Origin of the sequence: Streptomyces sp. NPDC098781 (assembly GCF_044759995.1) — a bacterium.
Classification (GTDB): Bacteria; Actinomycetota; Actinomycetes; order Streptomycetales; family Streptomycetaceae; genus Streptomyces.
Window position 1 is genome coordinate 25883 of sequence record NZ_JBIWAK010000009.1, and the last position, 15841, is coordinate 41723.

Sequence of the window (15841 nt, forward strand, 5' to 3'; positions counted from 1 at the left end):
CCGTCCTCTACACGACCATGTTCCTGCTAGTCCGCCGGATGTGCACGGGCCGACGGGTCGACCCGACCCGAGCCGAGGTCAGGACCCGAAGCCGGCGGCGGCCGGACGGCGGATCCGCCCTCCGGAGTGGGCAACCCGCACCCCGGGAGGGAGCATGGAGGTGCCGTTCGGTGTGGACGTGGTACTCGGGTGTCGGGCGGTGAGGAGCTGGGATGACGGCCGATTCCGTGGAATTCGACGGTGGCGGGTACGGCGCTGAGCCGCCCCGGCCGACCGGACTGCTCGATGTGCTCAGCGTGGCCGCGGTCGTCGTCGACGCCGCCGGACGCGTCGTGTTCTGGACCCCGCAGGCCGAGGAGCTGTTCGGATACACCGCCGAGGAGGCGCTGGGCACGCCCGCGACTCGGCTGTTCATCCACCCCGAGCACCTGCCGGCCGTGGTGCAGTTGTTCACCGAGGTGCTGGAGACCGGCCGCAGCTGGGCCGGCACCTTCCCGGTGCGGCACAAGGACGGCAGCACCCGGCTCACGGAGTTCCGCAACATGCGGCTGCTGGACGATCTCGGGGACGTCTACGCCCTGGGCATCGCCGCCGACCACTCCCTGCTCCAGCGCGTCGAGACCGACCTGGCCCTGTGCGAGCGGCTGATCAACCAGTCCCCCATCGGCCTCGCTCTCGTCGATCCCGACCTGCGCTTTCTTCTGGTCAACCCGGCCCTGGAACGCGTCGACGGCACCCCGGCGGAGGAGCACGTGGGCCGCCGGCTGCGGGAGACCCTGCCGCTGCCCGACATCGACACCATCGAGTCCTGTCTGCGCCAGGTCCTCACCACCGGCACCCCACTCCTCGACCAGTACCACGTGGGCCGCCCGCCCTCCGACCCCGACCGCGAGCACGCCTGGTCGCTGTCCTTCTACCGGCTGGAGGACCCCGGCGGACGGATCCTGGGCGCGGCGATCTCCTTCGTCGACGTCACCGAACGGCATCGCGCGGCCGCCGAGGCCGACCGGGCCCGCCGCCGCCTGGCGCTGATCGCCGACGCCTCCACCCGCGTGGGCACCACGCTGGAGGTGGACCGCACCGCGCACGAGCTGGCGGAGGTCGCCACACCCGACCTGGCCGACGTCGTCGCCGTCGACATCCTGGACGCCGCCCTCGCCTGCCGGCGCATGCGGCAACCGGACAACGGCCCGGAGCTGTTCCGCGCCCTGGCCCTCAAGGCGGCGTACCCGAGCGTGGCCCTGCGCGCCGCCGACCCGCCCGGCGACCTGGCCGCCTACGACGGGGACCGGCTGGTCACCCTGTGCGTGCACACCGGCCGGCCGGTGTTGGTGCGGCACGTCGGCGAGGACGATCTGCGGCGCATCGCGCGCGACGACGAGGCCACGTCGCTGCTGGCGCGCGCAGGCGTGCACTCGTATCTCGCCGTGCCGTTGATCGCGCACGGCGAGATCCTGGGCGCCCTCGACCTGAAGCGGACCCGCAACCCGCTGCCGTTCGACGAGGACGACGTGGTCCTGGCCAGTGAGCTGGCCAGCCGGGCCGCCGTGGCCATCGACAACGCCCGCTGGTTCCAGAGCGTGCGCAACACCGCCCTCACCCTTCAGCGCAGCCTGCTGCCCGACCACCCGCCGCACCACACGGGCCTGGAACTCGCCTCCCGCTACCAGCCGGCCCAGGCCACCAGCGAGGTCGGCGGCGACTGGTACGACGTCATCCCGCTGGAGGGCGACCGGACCACGCTGGTCGTCGGTGACGTCATGGGCAACGGCATCGACGCCGCCGCCACCATGGGCCGGCTGCGCACCGCCACCGTCGCCTACGCCGACCTCGATCTCGACCCGGGCTCCGTGCTCCAGCACCTGGACAAGATCACCTGCGATCTGGAGCACTACATCGTGACCTGTCTGTACGCGGTGTACGACCCCCACACCCGGCTGTGCCAGATAGCCAACGCCGGTCACATGCCGCCTGCCCTGGCCCACCCCGGCCGGCCGCCCGAACTGCTCGACCTGCCCGCCGGCGCCCCGCTCGGGGTCGGCGGCATCCCGTTCCGGACCACCACGGTCCAACTCGGCGCCGGCGACCTGCTGGTCCTGTACACCGACGGCCTCGTCGAGACCCGGCACCACCCCATCGACGACCGCCTGGACACCCTGCTCAGCTTCCTCGACGAACCCCACAGGCCCCTGGAGGAGACCTGCGACCTGCTCCTGTACGGCCTGCGTCATCCCGACGACCACGACGACGTCGCGCTGCTGGTGGCCCGGGTGCAGTAGATCCGCCCGCGGATCCGCCTTGCCCACGCGGTGCTCGCGGCGCAGGCTGGTTCCTATGGGTGCTCAGGACGGCCCTACGCTCATCGGCTCGGTGCAGCGTGCCTTCCGCCTGCTGGAGGCGGTGAGCGCGCACGAGAACGGCGCGCCGGCGAAGCAACTGGCACGGGAGACGGGCCTTCCCCTGGCCACGGCGTACCACCTGCTGCGCACGCTGGTCCACGACGGCTACGTGCGCAAGCTCGCCGACGGCGGGTTCATCCTCGGTGACCGGTTGCAGTCGCTGCACATGGCCGGCCATACGCAGTCCCTGCTGAGCCGGATCAGGCCCACGCTGAGCGCGCTGCGGGACGAGCTGTCGAGCGCCACGTACCTCACCTTCTACGAGGAGGGCGAGATCCGGGTGGCCGAGATCGTCGACGGTCCGCGCGCTCCCCGGGTCGACCTGTGGGTGGGGTTCGAGGACGCGGGGCACGCCACGGCGCTGGGCAAGTCCGTGCTGCGGGAGCTGGACGAGGAGGCGCGCAAGGACTACCTGTCCCGGCACCAGCTCGCCGACCTGACCCCGAGGACCATCACCGACACCCCGGAGCTGCTGCGCCGCCTCGACTCCTCCCCCATGGCCCCGGCGGTCACGGACATGGAGGAGTACGCCCTCGGCACGGTCTGTGTCGCCGTGCCGGTCTACAGCGGGACCACCATCGGCTCGCTCGGGGTCTCCCTGCGGGCCGACCGGCGCTCCCGGCTGGAGGAGACGCGCACCCGGCTGGAGGAGGTCCGGGCGCGGCTGCTGCCGACCGCGAGCCGCGTGACCCGGGGCCTGTCGCTCACTATCTGAAATCGCCGTCCTTGTCGCATCCGGGGTAACACGATTTCCTGAATAAAGCAGACATATCCCCCGGGCGCGTATGCCCCCACGCACAGGTGAGGACAGCGGACAAGCGATGAGCCAGGCCCCTGATCACAGCCCCGACCACTGGCCGAGGCGATTGGTCGCCGCGATGCCCGTACTGCCCATACTGATCGTCTCCGTTCTCGTGCTCGTCGGCTTCGTCGGCGGCTCCGGGACCACCTGGGTGCCGCTGCTCGCCACGGGCCCCGCGCTCGCCGCCACCACCAGCGGGCCGCGCGGCGTCCTGTGCGTGGGCCTGGCGGCCACCGTCCTGGGCGTGTCCCTCGCCGTCCGCGGCGGCGCCCCGGACGGCGAGCTGGCGGTCGCGCTGGCCGCCCTGCTGGTCGTCACCCTGGCGTGCGGCGTGGGCAGCGCGCTGCGCGAGCGGCGGGAGCGGGTGCTGGCCGCCGTCCGCTCGGTCGCCGAGGCCGCCCAACAGGCCCTGCTCCAGCCCGTACCGGCGACGGTCGGGCCGTTCCAGGTGGCCGTCCGCTACAGCGCCGCCGCCGCGGAGGCGCGGATCGGCGGCGATCTCTACGCCCTGGTCTCCACGCCGTACGGGGTCCGGCTGATCGTCGGCGATGTGCGCGGCAAGGGGCTGCCCGCGGTGGGGACCGCCGCTTTGGTGCTCGGCGTGTTCCGCGAGGCCGCCCACGACGAGCCCGACCTGCTCGACGTCGTCGCCCGCATCGAGCGGAGCCTGGCGCGCAACCTGGGCCCCGACGACTTCGTCACCGCCGTGGTCGCCGGGTATCCGCGGGAGGGGGAGCTGGAGGTGGTCAACTGCGGTCACGCGGCGCCGCTGCTGGTGCGCGACTCCGTCGTCGTCCCGGTGGACCCGGACCGCCCCGCCCCGCCGCTCGGCCTGCGCAGCCTGTCCGGCGAGACCCCTCAGCTGCATGTGCTGCCCTTCACCGACGGTGACCAACTGCTGCTGTACACCGACGGCGTCACCGAGGCCCGCAACCACGAGCGGGAGTTCTATCCGCTGGCGGAGGGGCTGGCCCGGCACACCTGTGACGAGCCGGTCGACACCGTCACCGCACTGCACGCGGAACTCCAGGCCCATGTGGGCGGCCGGCTGCACGACGACGCGGCCCTGCTGCTGCTCCGTATACCGGCCCAGGTGCCGGCGGTGCCCTCGGGGGCGCCGGTCTGAGCCGTTGAGCGGCTCCGCCGAACGCCGTGCCCGGCCCTTCGAAGGGTGTTACAAATAGGGCATGGCCGGTTTCCTCGGCCGCCTGCGCTCCCTGTTGAGCGCGCGTACCGTCGCCCGGCAGGTCTTCGTGCTCCAGGCGGCGATCGTCGTGCTCCTCGTCGTCGCCGCGGTGGTCGCCCTGGTGCTCCAGGTGCGCACCGACAGCAGGCGGGAGGCCGGCAATCGCTCCCTGGCCGTCGCCGAGTCCTTCGCCAACGCGCCGGGGGTCGTCGAAGCCCTGTCGGACCCGGATCCGAGCGCGACGCTCCAGCCGCGTGCAGAGGCGGTGCGCGAGGCCACCGACGTGGACTTCATCGTCGTGATGACCCCGGACGGCATCCGCTACACACACCCCAACCCCGAGCAGATCGGCAAGCACTTCGTCGGCACCATCGCCCCGGCCGCGGAAGGCGGGGTGGTACGGGAGACGTACACCGGAACCCTGGGGCCGTCCGTGCGGGCCGTGGTCCCGGTGACCGACGAGGGCGGCAAGGTCGTCGCCCTGGTGGCCGCCGGGGTGACGCTGGACAGCGTGGGCGGGCTGGTGGACCACCAGCTGCCCTGGGTGCTCGGCGCGGCGGCGGCCGCGCTCGCCCTCGCCACCGGCGGCACCGCGCTGGTCAGCCGGCGGCTGCTGCGGCAGACGCACGGACTGGGTCCCGCCGAGATGACCAGGATGTACGAGCATCACGACGCGGTCCTGCACTCCGTACGGGAAGGCGTGCTGATCCTGGACGGCCGGCGCCGGCTGGCGCTGGCCAACGACGAGGCGCGTCGGCTGCTCGCGCTGCCCGCCGACGCGGAGGGGCAGCCGTGCCTCGCCCTGGGCATCGACAGCGACCTCGCCCGGCTGTTCGCGTCGGGGCGGGACGCCACCGACGAGGTGCACCTGGCGCAGGGCCGGCTGCTGGCGGTCAGCCAGCGCTCCACCGACCGGGACGGCGGTCCGCCCGGCAGTGTGGCGACGCTGCGGGACACCACCGAACTGCGGACCATGACCGGCCAGGCGGACGTGGCACGGGAGCGGCTGCGGCTGCTGTACGACGCGGGGCTGGAGATCGGCACCACCCTCGATGTCACCCGCACCTCGCAGGAGCTCGCCGACTTCGCGGTGCCGAGGTTCGCCGACTACGTCTCCGTCGACCTGGCGGATCCGGTGCTGCGGGGCGAGGAGCCGAAGCGGGGCCGCACCGACATGCGCCGGGTCGCCTTCCAGGGGGTGCGCGAGGGCAGCCCGCTCTATCCGATCGGCGAGCTGATCCACTTCGCCCGGGGCACACCGCAGGCCTTCGGCTTCGGCTCGGGAGAGTCGGTGCTGGAGTCGGACATGCCGACGTACTCCGGCTGGCAGGAACAGGATCCCGACAACGCCCGCAGAATCATCGACTTCGGGCTGCACACGATGCTCACGGTTCCGCTGCGGGCCCGTGGCGTCATCATGGGGATGGCCACCTTCTGGCGTGCCGAGCGGCCGGAGCCGTTCGAGGCGGAGGACGTGTCCCTCGCCGAGGAACTGGTGGCGCGGGCCGCGGTCAGCATCGACAACGCCCGCCGCTACACCCGCGAGCACACCCTGTCGGTCACCCTCCAGCGCAGCCTGCTGCCCCAGGTTCTGCCCGAGCAGAGCGCCCTCGACGTCGCCTACCGCTATCTGCCCGCGCAGGCGGCGCAGGGCGGGGTCGGCGGTGACTGGTTCGACGTGATCCCACTGCCCGGCGCGCGGGTCGCGCTCGTGGTCGGGGACGTGGTGGGGCACGGACTGCACGCGGCGGCCACGATGGGACGGCTGCGTACGGCCGTGATCAACTTCTCCACCCTGGACCTCCCGCCCGACGAACTCCTCGGCCACGTCGACGAGTTGGTGACCCGGATCGACCAGGACGAGGGCGACGGCGAGGCAGCGCCGATCACTGGCGCGACCTGCCTGTACGCGGTGTACGACCCGTCCTCCGGGGAGTGCGCCCTCTCCCGCGCCGGCCACCTGGAGCCGGCCGTCGTGCACCCCGACGGCGGCGTCGAGTTCCTGAGCGTCGCCGGCGGGGCGCCGCTCGGCCTGGGCGGCAGCCTGCCCTTCGAGGCGACCCGGCTGCGGCTGCCGGAGGGCAGTGGACTGGTGCTGTACACGGACGGGCTGGTCGAGGACCAGGGCAGGGACATCGACGACGGACTCGCCCGGCTGCGCGAGGCCCTCGCCGCGGCTCCGCCCACGCACGGCCGGACGCCGGAGCAGACGTGCAAGGCGGTGCTGGAGGACCTGCTGCCGGAGCGGCCGCGCGACGACGTCGCCCTCGTCGTCGCCCGGACCCGGCTCCTTCCCCCCGACCGCACGCAGTCCTGGGAGGTCCCGGACGACCCCTCGGCCGTGGCCCGGGTGCGGGCGGCGGCCACGCGGACGCTGGCGGAGTGGGGGCTGGCGGAGGAGGCGTTCACGACCGAGCTGATCCTCAGCGAGCTGGTCACCAACGCCCTGCGGCACGCCACCGGCCCGATCGGCGTCCGACTGATCCGCGACCGCGCCCTGATCTGCGAGGTGTCCGACGGCAGCAGCACCGCCCCGCACCTGCGCAGCGCGGCCACGACGGACGAGGGCGGCCGGGGCCTGTTCCTGATCGCCCAGTTCGCCGAACGGTGGGGCACGCGGTACTCGGCGTCCGGCAAGGTGATCTGGACGGAGCAGCCGCTGACGGGCCCGTGAGGCGCCCTTCTCCATTCCTGTGCGCCGGTCCTGCGTGTACGAGGCTCGCGTCGTCAGCCCTCAGGTCCTGCGCGAACGATGCTCCTTCTGCGCCAGCAACTGCTCACGCAGCGCCGTCAGTTGGTGGGAGTGTTCCACCGCCCGTGCCTCGTCCAGCGTGGTCAGGGCGAGCACGAGGGCGTCGGCGACGACCAGGCCGGTCAGGGCCTCGTTCGTGTTGCCGGTCGGGGTGTGGGGCGCGGTGAGGACGGCGTCGATCCGGTCCTCGAAGACCTCCCCCAGCTCGTCGGTGACGAAGACGATCCTGGCCCCGACCGCGCGGGCCCGCTCGACGACGACGTTCAGCTCGGCCAGGCGCCGCCCCGGCTGGAAGATCACCACGGCATCACCCTGCCCGAGCGCGAGCAGTGGGTCGGCGAGGGCGAAGCCGGTCTCGCCGGCGAAGCGGGCCCGGCGCCCGATCCGGCCCAGGGCCAACGCCAGATGCCGGGCGGCGAGTTCGCACGCGGCGACGCCGTAGCAGAGCACCTCACGCGCCTCGGCGAGTGCCTCGACCGCCCGCTTCAGCTCGTCCGCGCCGGTCAGTCGCCGGCACTGCTCGATACGCTCCCGCGTCTCGTCGAAGACGTCGTCCCAGATCCCCGCCAGGTCCTGGCCGACATGCGCGATGCGCTGCTGGAGCCGGACCTCGGGGGCGAGCGCGGAGGTGAAGTCGGCGGCGAGTTCCCGCTTGAGCGCGGGCAGCCCGGCGTATCCCAGGCGCTGGAGGGCGCGTACGACGGTGGCGTTGCTGGTGCCGCTGGCCGCGCCGAGCTCCTGCGCGCTGGCGAACATCACGTGCTCGGCGGGCGCGCTGGCGAGGTACTGGGCCACGGTCCGCTCCGACGCGGACAGCTCGTCCCACATGTCACGGACGGCGGCCCGCAGCCGCGTGAGTCCCCCGGGTCCCGCACTACCGGATTCTGGATTCTTCATTACAGGTATTGACTCTCGCGTTTCGGCCATTACGCTCTGAGCATCTCGTTCCAAGGCAATGAATTTTCGGAACGGATATTACAACACTGGCATGTCCCCGAGGAGCCCCGCTGATGAAACAGACCCTGCCGGTCATCGAGATCTCGGGGAACCCCCTGAACCGCGGGCGCCAGTACGGCGAGGCCGTGGCGCCCCAGCTCAGGGTCGCGCTCGACTACTACGCGGAGGCCTTCGGCGCGTCCTCGGGGCTGACCTGGAGCCAGGTGACCGGCAGGGCCGCCCGCTGGCTCAAACCCGTCCGAGCGCACGCCCCGGACCTGCTCCAGGAGATGCAGGGCATCGCTGAAGGCGCCGGCCTGGACCTGCTGGACGTGCTCGCCCTGAACGCCCGGGGCGAGGTCATCTACGACGACTCCTTCGTCCGGATGCACGAGGAGGAGGACCCCGCCGAGGGCTGCACCTCCTTCGCCGCGTACGGGCCGGCCAGCGGCGACGGACATGTGTGGGCCGGGCAGAACTGGGACTGGCGGGCCGGCGTCGCGGACACCGTCGTGATGCTCCGGATCGTCCAGCCGCCCAAGCCCACTTTGATCATGCAGGTAGAGGCCGGCCAGATCGGCCGCCAGGGCGCCAACTCGGCCGGGATCGCACTCAACGCCAACGGTCTCGGCGGGCGGTTCGGCGAGGCCGTGGGCCTGCCGCAGACCGTGGTCCGGCGCAGCGTCCTCGACCAGGCGAGCATCACCGACGCGCTGGAGGTGCTGTGCCGCACCAGGGCGCACATCGCCAGCAACGCCCTCCTCACCTGCCGCGAGGGCTTCGCCATCGACCTGGAGACCACCCCCGCCGGGCACGGCTGGCTGTATCCCGTCGACGGCCTCCTGGTGCACGGCAACCACTACCAGGCGGGCATCCCCACCGCCCTCGCCGACGGCTACCGCCCGATCTCCCCCGACTCCCTCGTGCGCGTACCCCGCGCCGAGTCGGGCCTGGCCCGGCTGCGAGACTCTCCCGGCGCCGACGAGTCCCGCAAGCTCATCAAGGACACCATGTCGGACCACCTCGGCTACCCCGAGTCGCTGTGCACCCACGCCGACCCGCGCAAGCCTGAGGTCAAGCACTGGACCACCCTCGTCTCCTCCTGCGTCGACCTCACCGCCGGCGACTACCACGTCACCGCCGGCACCCCCTGCGACCGCGACTACCAGCACCTGCCCTGGAACCTGTACGACGGCCCCCACGCCCCGAACTGACGGCCCCGTCACCAGTGTCCGACACCCCCCGCTCCGTTCTCCCTCCCCGTTCAGGAGCCCCAGCAATGAAGTTCAAGACCGTGACAACCGCCGTCGGTGTCGCCGGGGCGATGGCCCTGGTCACCGCGTGCAGCGGCGCCACCACCGGCACCGCCGCGAGCGGCGCCAAGGCCGCCGACGTCGCCGACCTCAGACTCGCGCCCACCACGCCGAAGGCCGCGGGCACCGTCTCCTCCGTCAACTGGCTGCTGGAGGACGAGCCCGACTCCCTGGACCTCGACACCCAGGGCGGCAGCGCGGGCCGTACCGTGCTGACCAATGTCTGCGAGCGCCTCTACCAGCTCCAGCCCGACATGTCCGTACGCCCCTTCCTCGTCCGGCAGGCGACCCGCCCCGACGCCACCCACCTGGTCCTCGCGCTGCGCGACGACGTCACCTTCCATGACGGCTCCAGGATGACGGCCGAGGACGTGCTGTTCAGCCTGAAGCGGCACGCGGCGCCCGAGATGGAGCAGTCGGACGAGTTCGGCAACGTCTCCGCGATGCGTAGGACCGGCGAGCACGAGATCACGATCACTTTCAAGGAACCCGACGCCCTGTTCACCAAGGCGCTCGCCGGTGACGCCGGCTTCGTCTACAACCAGGAGCAGGTGGAGAAGGCCGGCAAGGAGTTCGGCACGCCCGGTCAGGGCGACGCCTGTTCGGGTCCGTACGAGCTGACCGGCTGGAAGTCCGGAGACTCGATCACCCTGGCCCAAGCCGACTCCTACTGGGGCGAGCGGCCCCTCACCGGCAAGGTCGTGTTCCGCTGGGCCGCCGACAGCGCCATGGTGAACGCGCTCGCGACCGGAGCCGCCGACGGTACCTACGCCGACTCCATCGGCACCGCGGCCGCCCTGCGCGGCAAGAACGGCCTGGACGAGCACTTCGGCCCCAGCACCTCCACCCTCGCGCTCATCCCGACCGAGCGCGGCGGCCTCGCCGACCCCGACATCCGCAAGGCCCTCTCGCTGGTCCTCGACCGCTCCGGCATCGCGAGGTCCGGCTACGGTGGCCTGATCGAACCCTGGGCCACCCCGGTCGGCTCCGGCGCCTGGGGCTACGCCAAGGACGCCTTCGCCGCCGCCCAGAAGCAGCTCACCAATGCCCCGGCCAGCCCGGACGCGGACGACCTGGCCAAGGCGAAGGAGCTGGTGAGGAACGCCGAGGACGCGCCCGACGAACCGATCGTCATCGGCACCGACAGCAGCCAGGGCCTCATGGTCATCGCCAACGCCGCGCGCGCCGCCCTGACGCAGATCGGGCTCAAGGCCCAGATCAAGACCGTACCGGCGGCCCAGTACGGCGAGTTCTACGGCGACAAGGAGGCCCGCGCCGGCATCGACCTCCTGGTGGCCGACTGGTACATCTCCAAGAGCGATCCGCTCGGCTTCTACGACAACGGCCTGTCGGACAGCTCCAACAACTGGGTCGGGTTCAGCAGTCCGGAGTACGACGCCGCAGTCGAGGAGGGCCTGCGCACACTGGACGACGCCAAGCGTGCCGAGATCGCCATCGACGTGCAGCGGCGGTGGGCGGACGCCGCCGTCTGGATCCCCGTGGCGCAGGTGCCGACCGCGCTCGTCATCGACGACAAGCTGACCGGTCCGCCCGCCTCGATGGCGTACCTCTACTACCCCTGGGCCGCCGAGCTCGGCGCGAAGAAGGGCTGAGCGCCGATGATCGCCTCGATCGGACGGCGGCTCGCGGGGCTGCTGGCCACGCTGCTGGCCTCGTCCTTCGTCATCTTCGCCGCCGTGTACGCCGCTCCCGGCGACCCGGCCGTGTTCCTGGCGGGGGGCCGCGACAAGCTCACCCCCGAGCGGCTGGCCGCCGTCAGGGAGCAGTACCACCTCGACGAACCGCTGGTCGTCCAGTACGGCCGCTGGCTGTGGGACAGCGTCCACCTGGACCTCGGCCGCTCCTTCCAGTACGGCGACCAGGTCTCCGACCTGCTGGCGTCCCGCTTCCCGACGACGCTGGTCCTGGTCGGCTACGCCACGGTCCTGTTCGTCGTGCTGGGTGTGGGCGCGGGAGTGCTCGCCGCGGTCCGGCGCGGCACGTGGGTCGACTCGGCCGTCGTCGGGACCACGACCCTGACCGCGTCCGTCCCCTCCTTCGTAGGCGGGATCGCGCTGGTCGCCTTCTTCGGCGTACGGCTCGGCTGGTTCCCGGTGACGGGCGGCGGGGACGGTTTCGCCGGGACACTGCACCACCTCACCCTGCCCGCGCTCGCCATGGCGCTCGGCGCGGTGGCCGTCATCGCCCGGGTCACCCGGCAGGCGGTGGTCGAGGCGGGCACGGCCGACCATGTGGAGGTGGCCCGCGCGGCCGGGCTGCCGGAGCTGCGGATCATCCGCCGGCACGTCCTGCGCAACGCGCTCGGCCCGGTCGTCACCATGTGCGGCCTGGTCACCGCCGGGATGCTGGCCGGCACGGTGGCCATCGAGACCGTCTTCGGGCTCAGCGGCATCGGATCCCTGCTGGTCGGCGCGGTCAACAGCCATGACTTCCCGGTCGCCCAGGCGGTCCTGCTGCTGATGGTCGCCTGCTACATCCTGGTCACCACCCTCGTGGACCTCGCGCACCCCCTGCTCGACCCCCGTCTGAAGGCCGTGAGGAGCGCCGCATGACCGCCGTATCCGCATCCGCCGACGCGCTGCTCCCGGCCCGCCGCCGGCGCAACCGCCGCCGTCCCGTCCTGGTGATCGCCGGGGCCGTCTTCCTCGGCCTGGTCGTGCCGGCCGCCGTGTTCGCGCCGCTGCTCGCGCCGTACGCACCCGACGCCGTCGACCTGTCGTCGTCCCTGGTCGGCACGACCGGCGCCCATCCGCTCGGCACCGACGCCTCCGGACAGGACCTCCTCTCGCGCGTCCTGTACGGCGCCCGCACCAGTCTGATCGCCCCGCTCGCGTTGCTGGCCATCGCCGCGCTGCTCGGCGTCACCCTGGGCACGGTCGCCGCCTGGCACGGCGGCTGGGTGGACACGCTGGTGTCCCGGGTGACCGACGTGATGTACGCCTTCCCGGGGCTGCTGTTCGTGGTGCTGATCATCGCCGTGTTCGGCGCGGGCATCACCACCTCTGTGCTGGGTCTCGGGCTCGCGTTCGCCCCGACGATCGCCAAGTACACCCGCAGCGTGGCGCTCGCCGAGCGGTCCAAGCCGTACGTCGACGCCTACCGGGTGCAGGGCATGGGCGGTCTGCGGATCTGCGTACGGCATCTGGTGCCCAACCTCGCCCGGTCGATCGTCGGCTATCTCGTTGTGCTGTTCGGCGAGGCCCTGATGAGCCTGGCCACCCTCAGCTATCTGGGGTTCGGAGCCCAACCGCCCAGCTCCGACTGGGGGTTGATGGTGCAGGAGGGCCAGGCCGCCATCGTCCAGGGCGCGCTGCTGCCCGCGCTGGTGCCGGGCACCGCCATCGCCGCCGTCGTGGTGGCCTTCAACGTGGTCGGGGTCTGGGCCGCCGACCGGCTCGGCACCAGGAGGTAACCGGCCATGCTGCTCGACATCCAGAACCTCACCCTGGGCCTGCCCGGCGCGGCCCGCCCGCTGCTCGCGGACGTGAGTCTGCGGGTCGGCTCCGGGGAGACCGTCGGTCTCGTCGGCGAGTCCGGCTCGGGCAAGTCCACCACCGCGAAGACGGTCCTGCGGCTGCTGCCCGAGGAGGCGTCGGTCGCCGGCCGGGTACTGGTCGACGGCACGGACGTGCTCGGCCTGAGCGGGGCCGGACTGCGCCGGCACCGGGCCGGTACCGTGGCGATGGTCCACCAGGACCCGCGCTCCGCCCTCAACCCGGTGCGCCGGGTCGGGGACTTCCTCGTCGAACGGCTGGTCCGCACCGGCGGCTCGCGCGACCGGCGCGCGGCACGGGACAGGGCCGTCGAACTCCTCCGCGCCGTTGGTCTGTCCGACCCCGAGCGGCGCTTTCGCCAGCGGCCGCACGAGATGTCCGGCGGCATGCTCCAGCGGGTGGTCATCGCGGGCGCGCTCGCCACCGAGCCGCGGCTGCTGCTGGCCGACGAGTCCACCAGCGCCCTGGACGTCACCACGCAGGCGGAGATCCTCGCCCTGCTGCGCACCCTGCGCGCGGAACGGGACCTCGGCATGCTGTTCATCACCCACGACCTCCAGCTGGCCGCCGCGTTCTGCGACCGCGTGTACGTCATGTACGCGGGCCGCGTGGTCGAACAGCAGGACGCGGACCGCCTCTTCACCCACGCCCAGCACCCGTACACCCGCGGCCTGCTGGCCTGCTCGCCCGAACTCGGTGACACCGACCGCGTGCTGGAGCCGATACCCGGTCGGCCGCCGTCCCTGTCCGACGCGTTCACCGGCTGCCCGTTCGCGGCCCGCTGCCCGCACGCCGATGCCGAGTGCGCGGTCTGGACACCGCAGCCCGCCCCACTCCCGGGCGCGGGAACCGCCGCGTGCCGTCGGCTGGCGGACCTGCCCAGGGAAGCCGCGGAGTTGCCGCTCACCACCGTCCTGGCCAAGAGGAGCCCCGCATGACCGCGATCGAAGACCGGCCTGAGGCGCCCCTGCTGGTGGCCGACCGCCTCACGAAGGCGTACCGGCTGCCCGGCGGCGACCGCGTCTCCGCCGCCGACCAGGTGTCCTTCACCGTTGCGCGCGGTGGCTCGCTCGGCGTCGTCGGCGAGTCCGGATCGGGCAAGAGCACCGTGGCCCGCATGCTGGTCGGCCTGGTACGCCCGGACTCGGGCACGGTCGCGGTGGAGGGCCGGGACCGCGCCGCCCGCCCGCCGGCTCTCGGCCGGGCACGCGCGGCGCATCGCTTGGCGCGGGCCCGCGAGATCCAGATGGTCTTCCAGGACCCGTACGTCTCCCTCGACCCCCGCCTGATAGCACGTCAATGTCTGCGCATCGCCCTGCGCCTGCACGGCCGCGACACCGGCGACGGACGCATCGCCGCCCTGCTGGACCAAGTGGGACTCGGCGCCCGGGAGGCGGGGGCGCGCCCACACGAGCTGTCCGGCGGTCAGTGCCAGCGGCTGGCCATCGCGCGTGCCCTCGCCGTGGATCCGCGGGTCCTGGTGCTGGACGAGGCGGTGGCCGCACTGGACGTGTCGATCCAGGCCCAGATCCTGCGGCTGCTGGACGAGATCCGGCGGGACACAGGCGTGGCCCTCGTCTTCGTCAGCCATGACCTGGCCGTCGTCCGGCACATCACCGAGGAGACGTTGGTGATGCGCCGCGGCACGGTCGTCGAACAGGGCCCGACCGGCCGGGTCCTGGACACGCCCGAGCACCCCTATACCCGCCTGCTGCTGGCCTCCGCACCGCGCAGGGGCTGGGATCCGGCCGACGCGGTACGGGCCAGGGCACGGGCGGAGGCCGCGTAGGGCTCCGGGCGCCCGCCGGGCAGGAGCACGGACGGCTCGCCGTAGGCCCCCTGGCGGGGTCAGAAGACGACGGACCAGCCCTCCCCGCCGGCCTGCTCGGCGGTGTACGAGACGCCGTCCGCCTTGAGCTCGGCGGCGTCGAGGAGGCTGATCTCGCCGCCGTGGTTGCCGAGTTGCGCGCCGGCGCCGAGACGGACGGTGAGGCAGGCGCCGGCCGCGAGGGGACCCGGTGGGACCGGGGACCGCCGGCCCAGCCGGTCCTGGATCTGCCAGCCGGTCAGGTCGACGGGGCCGGGCGAGGCGTTGAGGAGGGTGACCGCCTCGGCCTCCGGGGCGGGGCCGTGCGGATTGACGAGCGCCGCGACGATCCGGACGGGGCGGGTGCCGGGCACCGGGCGGGAACCGTCGACGTCCTCGATGGTGTGGCCGGTGGCGTCGTCCGTCTTCCAGGACTGGCTCTGGAAGGCGAGGAAGATGCCGACCCAGCGGGACCGGGACGGGAAGTGGACGAGCAGTCCGCCGTCCTGCCAGACGCCGTCGTCGCCGCGGAAGCGGCCGCTGTTGCCCTGGTTCATATGGATGTCGTGGACGCCGTTGCCGGGCAGGAAGCCGAAGATCTTGTCCCTGACCCTCGCCTCGGGCCCCCAGCGCTCCCCGAACAGATACACGCGGGCCTCCTGGTCGGCGACCGCGGCGCGTACGGAGTGGTCGAGGAGGTCGGCGAGGTCGTTGTCCGGGCCTTCGAGGTCCGGGGGCAGCTTGCGCATCAGGGCCGGGTCGAAGAGGTTGCCGCGCACGAAGTCGAGGTTCGGGCCGCCGGGGCCGGGCGGCAGCGGGTTCCAGCCGCTCGCCAGGCCCTCCAGACGGGCCGTGATCGGGTGCCGGAAGTCCTCGCTGACGAAGTAGAGCAGCTCGGAGGGCTGCTGCTGGGACAGGACGTTGACGGCGGCACGGTACTGGGTGCCCTCGTCGTCGGTGAGGTGGATCTGGTAGTGCGGCGAGTCGACGCCGTCCTCGCGCCGGGTGTCGACGGCTCGTCCGATCAGTACGCCGTAGCTCTTCAGTGGCATGACGACCAACTCCCCCTGAGGCGGGCGGTTTGCCCGCTCCTGGGGGGAAGGGTACGGCGTGGGCAGGGCGGCCGAAGGG

The 15841-nt window shown here is 72.6% G+C and carries 12 protein-coding genes; 10 read left to right on the forward strand and 2 right to left on the reverse strand.

What is annotated here, in order from left to right; translation table 11 throughout:
• Positions 1-212: 212 nt before the first annotated feature.
• The 4 genes from ACIQWG_RS31600 to ACIQWG_RS31615 all read left to right on the forward strand — a co-directional run bounded on the left by ACIQWG_RS31600 (position 213) and on the right by ACIQWG_RS31615 (position 7061).
• A complete protein-coding gene (locus tag ACIQWG_RS31600; RefSeq protein WP_404101889.1) occupies positions 213-2279 on the forward strand; it encodes a SpoIIE family protein phosphatase in 2067 nt (688 codons plus the stop codon).
• Between the two features lie 55 nt (positions 2280-2334).
• Positions 2335-3114 carry an IclR family transcriptional regulator gene (locus ACIQWG_RS31605; RefSeq protein ID WP_404101890.1) on the forward strand — a complete coding sequence of 260 codons (780 nt, stop codon included), beginning with the start codon at positions 2335-2337 and terminating at the stop codon, positions 3112-3114.
• Positions 3115-3220: 106 nt separating this feature from the next.
• Positions 3221-4327 carry a PP2C family protein-serine/threonine phosphatase gene (locus ACIQWG_RS31610; protein WP_404101892.1) on the forward strand — a complete coding sequence of 369 codons (1107 nt, stop codon included), beginning with the start codon at positions 3221-3223 and terminating at the stop codon, positions 4325-4327.
• Positions 4328-4388: 61 nt separating this feature from the next.
• Positions 4389-7061: a SpoIIE family protein phosphatase gene (locus tag ACIQWG_RS31615; RefSeq protein WP_404101894.1), complete on the forward strand. Its 2673-nt coding sequence runs from the start codon at positions 4389-4391 to the stop codon at positions 7059-7061.
• A gap of 60 nt (positions 7062-7121) precedes the next feature.
• On the opposite strand, the gene ACIQWG_RS31620 is transcribed toward ACIQWG_RS31615, so the two are convergent.
• Positions 7122-8036, reverse strand: a complete 915-nt coding sequence (locus tag ACIQWG_RS31620; RefSeq protein ID WP_404101896.1) for a MurR/RpiR family transcriptional regulator — start codon at positions 8034-8036, stop codon at positions 7122-7124.
• 113 nt (positions 8037-8149) lie between these two features.
• On the opposite strand from ACIQWG_RS31620, the gene ACIQWG_RS31625 reads away from it, so the two are divergent.
• From ACIQWG_RS31625 to ACIQWG_RS31650, 6 genes are all read left to right on the forward strand, one after another.
• Positions 8150-9289 carry a C45 family autoproteolytic acyltransferase/hydolase gene (locus tag ACIQWG_RS31625; RefSeq protein WP_404101898.1) on the forward strand — a complete coding sequence of 380 codons (1140 nt, stop codon included), beginning with the start codon at positions 8150-8152 and terminating at the stop codon, positions 9287-9289.
• Positions 9290-9354: 65 nt separating this feature from the next.
• Positions 9355-11001, forward strand: a complete 1647-nt coding sequence (locus ACIQWG_RS31630) for an ABC transporter substrate-binding protein (RefSeq protein WP_404101900.1) — start codon at positions 9355-9357, stop codon at positions 10999-11001.
• 6 nt (positions 11002-11007) lie between these two features.
• Positions 11008-11961, forward strand: a complete 954-nt coding sequence (locus ACIQWG_RS31635) for an ABC transporter permease (RefSeq protein ID WP_404101902.1) — start codon at positions 11008-11010, stop codon at positions 11959-11961.
• Positions 11958-12821, forward strand: coding sequence for an ABC transporter permease (locus tag ACIQWG_RS31640; protein ID WP_404101903.1), 864 nt, complete (start codon positions 11958-11960; stop codon positions 12819-12821). The genes ACIQWG_RS31635 and ACIQWG_RS31640 overlap by 4 nt, the downstream gene beginning before the upstream one ends.
• A gap of 6 nt (positions 12822-12827) precedes the next feature.
• Positions 12828-13841, forward strand: a complete 1014-nt coding sequence (locus tag ACIQWG_RS31645; protein WP_404101904.1) for an ABC transporter ATP-binding protein — start codon at positions 12828-12830, stop codon at positions 13839-13841.
• Complete coding sequence (locus tag ACIQWG_RS31650) at positions 13838-14692, forward strand: ABC transporter ATP-binding protein (RefSeq protein WP_404101906.1); 855 nt, start codon at positions 13838-13840, stop codon at positions 14690-14692. The genes ACIQWG_RS31645 and ACIQWG_RS31650 overlap by 4 nt, the downstream gene beginning before the upstream one ends.
• A 59-nt stretch (positions 14693-14751) precedes the next feature.
• On the opposite strand, the gene ACIQWG_RS31655 is transcribed toward ACIQWG_RS31650, so the two are convergent.
• On the reverse strand, positions 14752-15762 hold the full coding sequence (locus ACIQWG_RS31655; RefSeq protein WP_404101907.1) for a DUF2278 family protein: 1011 nt from the start codon (positions 15760-15762) through the stop codon (positions 14752-14754).
• Positions 15763-15841: the final 79 nt, after the last annotated feature.

Bases quoted from the DNA above. Each gene is read 5' to 3' on its own strand.
- ACIQWG_RS31630 (WP_404101900.1), top strand. From the start codon at position 9,355: ATGAAGTTCAAGACCGTGACAACCGCCGTCGGTGTCGCCGGGGCGATG.
- ACIQWG_RS31645 (WP_404101904.1), top strand. From the start codon at position 12,828: ATGCTGCTCGACATCCAGAACCTCACCCTGGGCCTGCCCGGCGCGGCC.
- ACIQWG_RS31635 (WP_404101902.1), top strand. From the start codon at position 11,008: ATGATCGCCTCGATCGGACGGCGGCTCGCGGGGCTGCTGGCCACGCTG.
- ACIQWG_RS31600 (WP_404101889.1), top strand. From the start codon at position 213: ATGACGGCCGATTCCGTGGAATTCGACGGTGGCGGGTACGGCGCTGAG.
- ACIQWG_RS31620 (WP_404101896.1), bottom strand. From the start codon at position 8,036: ATGAAGAATCCAGAATCCGGTAGTGCGGGACCCGGGGGACTCACGCGG.
- ACIQWG_RS31650 (WP_404101906.1), top strand. From the start codon at position 13,838: ATGACCGCGATCGAAGACCGGCCTGAGGCGCCCCTGCTGGTGGCCGAC.
- ACIQWG_RS31640 (WP_404101903.1), top strand. From the start codon at position 11,958: ATGACCGCCGTATCCGCATCCGCCGACGCGCTGCTCCCGGCCCGCCGC.
- ACIQWG_RS31655 (WP_404101907.1), bottom strand. From the start codon at position 15,762: ATGCCACTGAAGAGCTACGGCGTACTGATCGGACGAGCCGTCGACACC.
- ACIQWG_RS31615 (WP_404101894.1), top strand. From the start codon at position 4,389: ATGGCCGGTTTCCTCGGCCGCCTGCGCTCCCTGTTGAGCGCGCGTACC.
- ACIQWG_RS31605 (WP_404101890.1), top strand. From the start codon at position 2,335: ATGGGTGCTCAGGACGGCCCTACGCTCATCGGCTCGGTGCAGCGTGCC.
- ACIQWG_RS31625 (WP_404101898.1), top strand. From the start codon at position 8,150: ATGAAACAGACCCTGCCGGTCATCGAGATCTCGGGGAACCCCCTGAAC.
- ACIQWG_RS31610 (WP_404101892.1), top strand. From the start codon at position 3,221: ATGAGCCAGGCCCCTGATCACAGCCCCGACCACTGGCCGAGGCGATTG.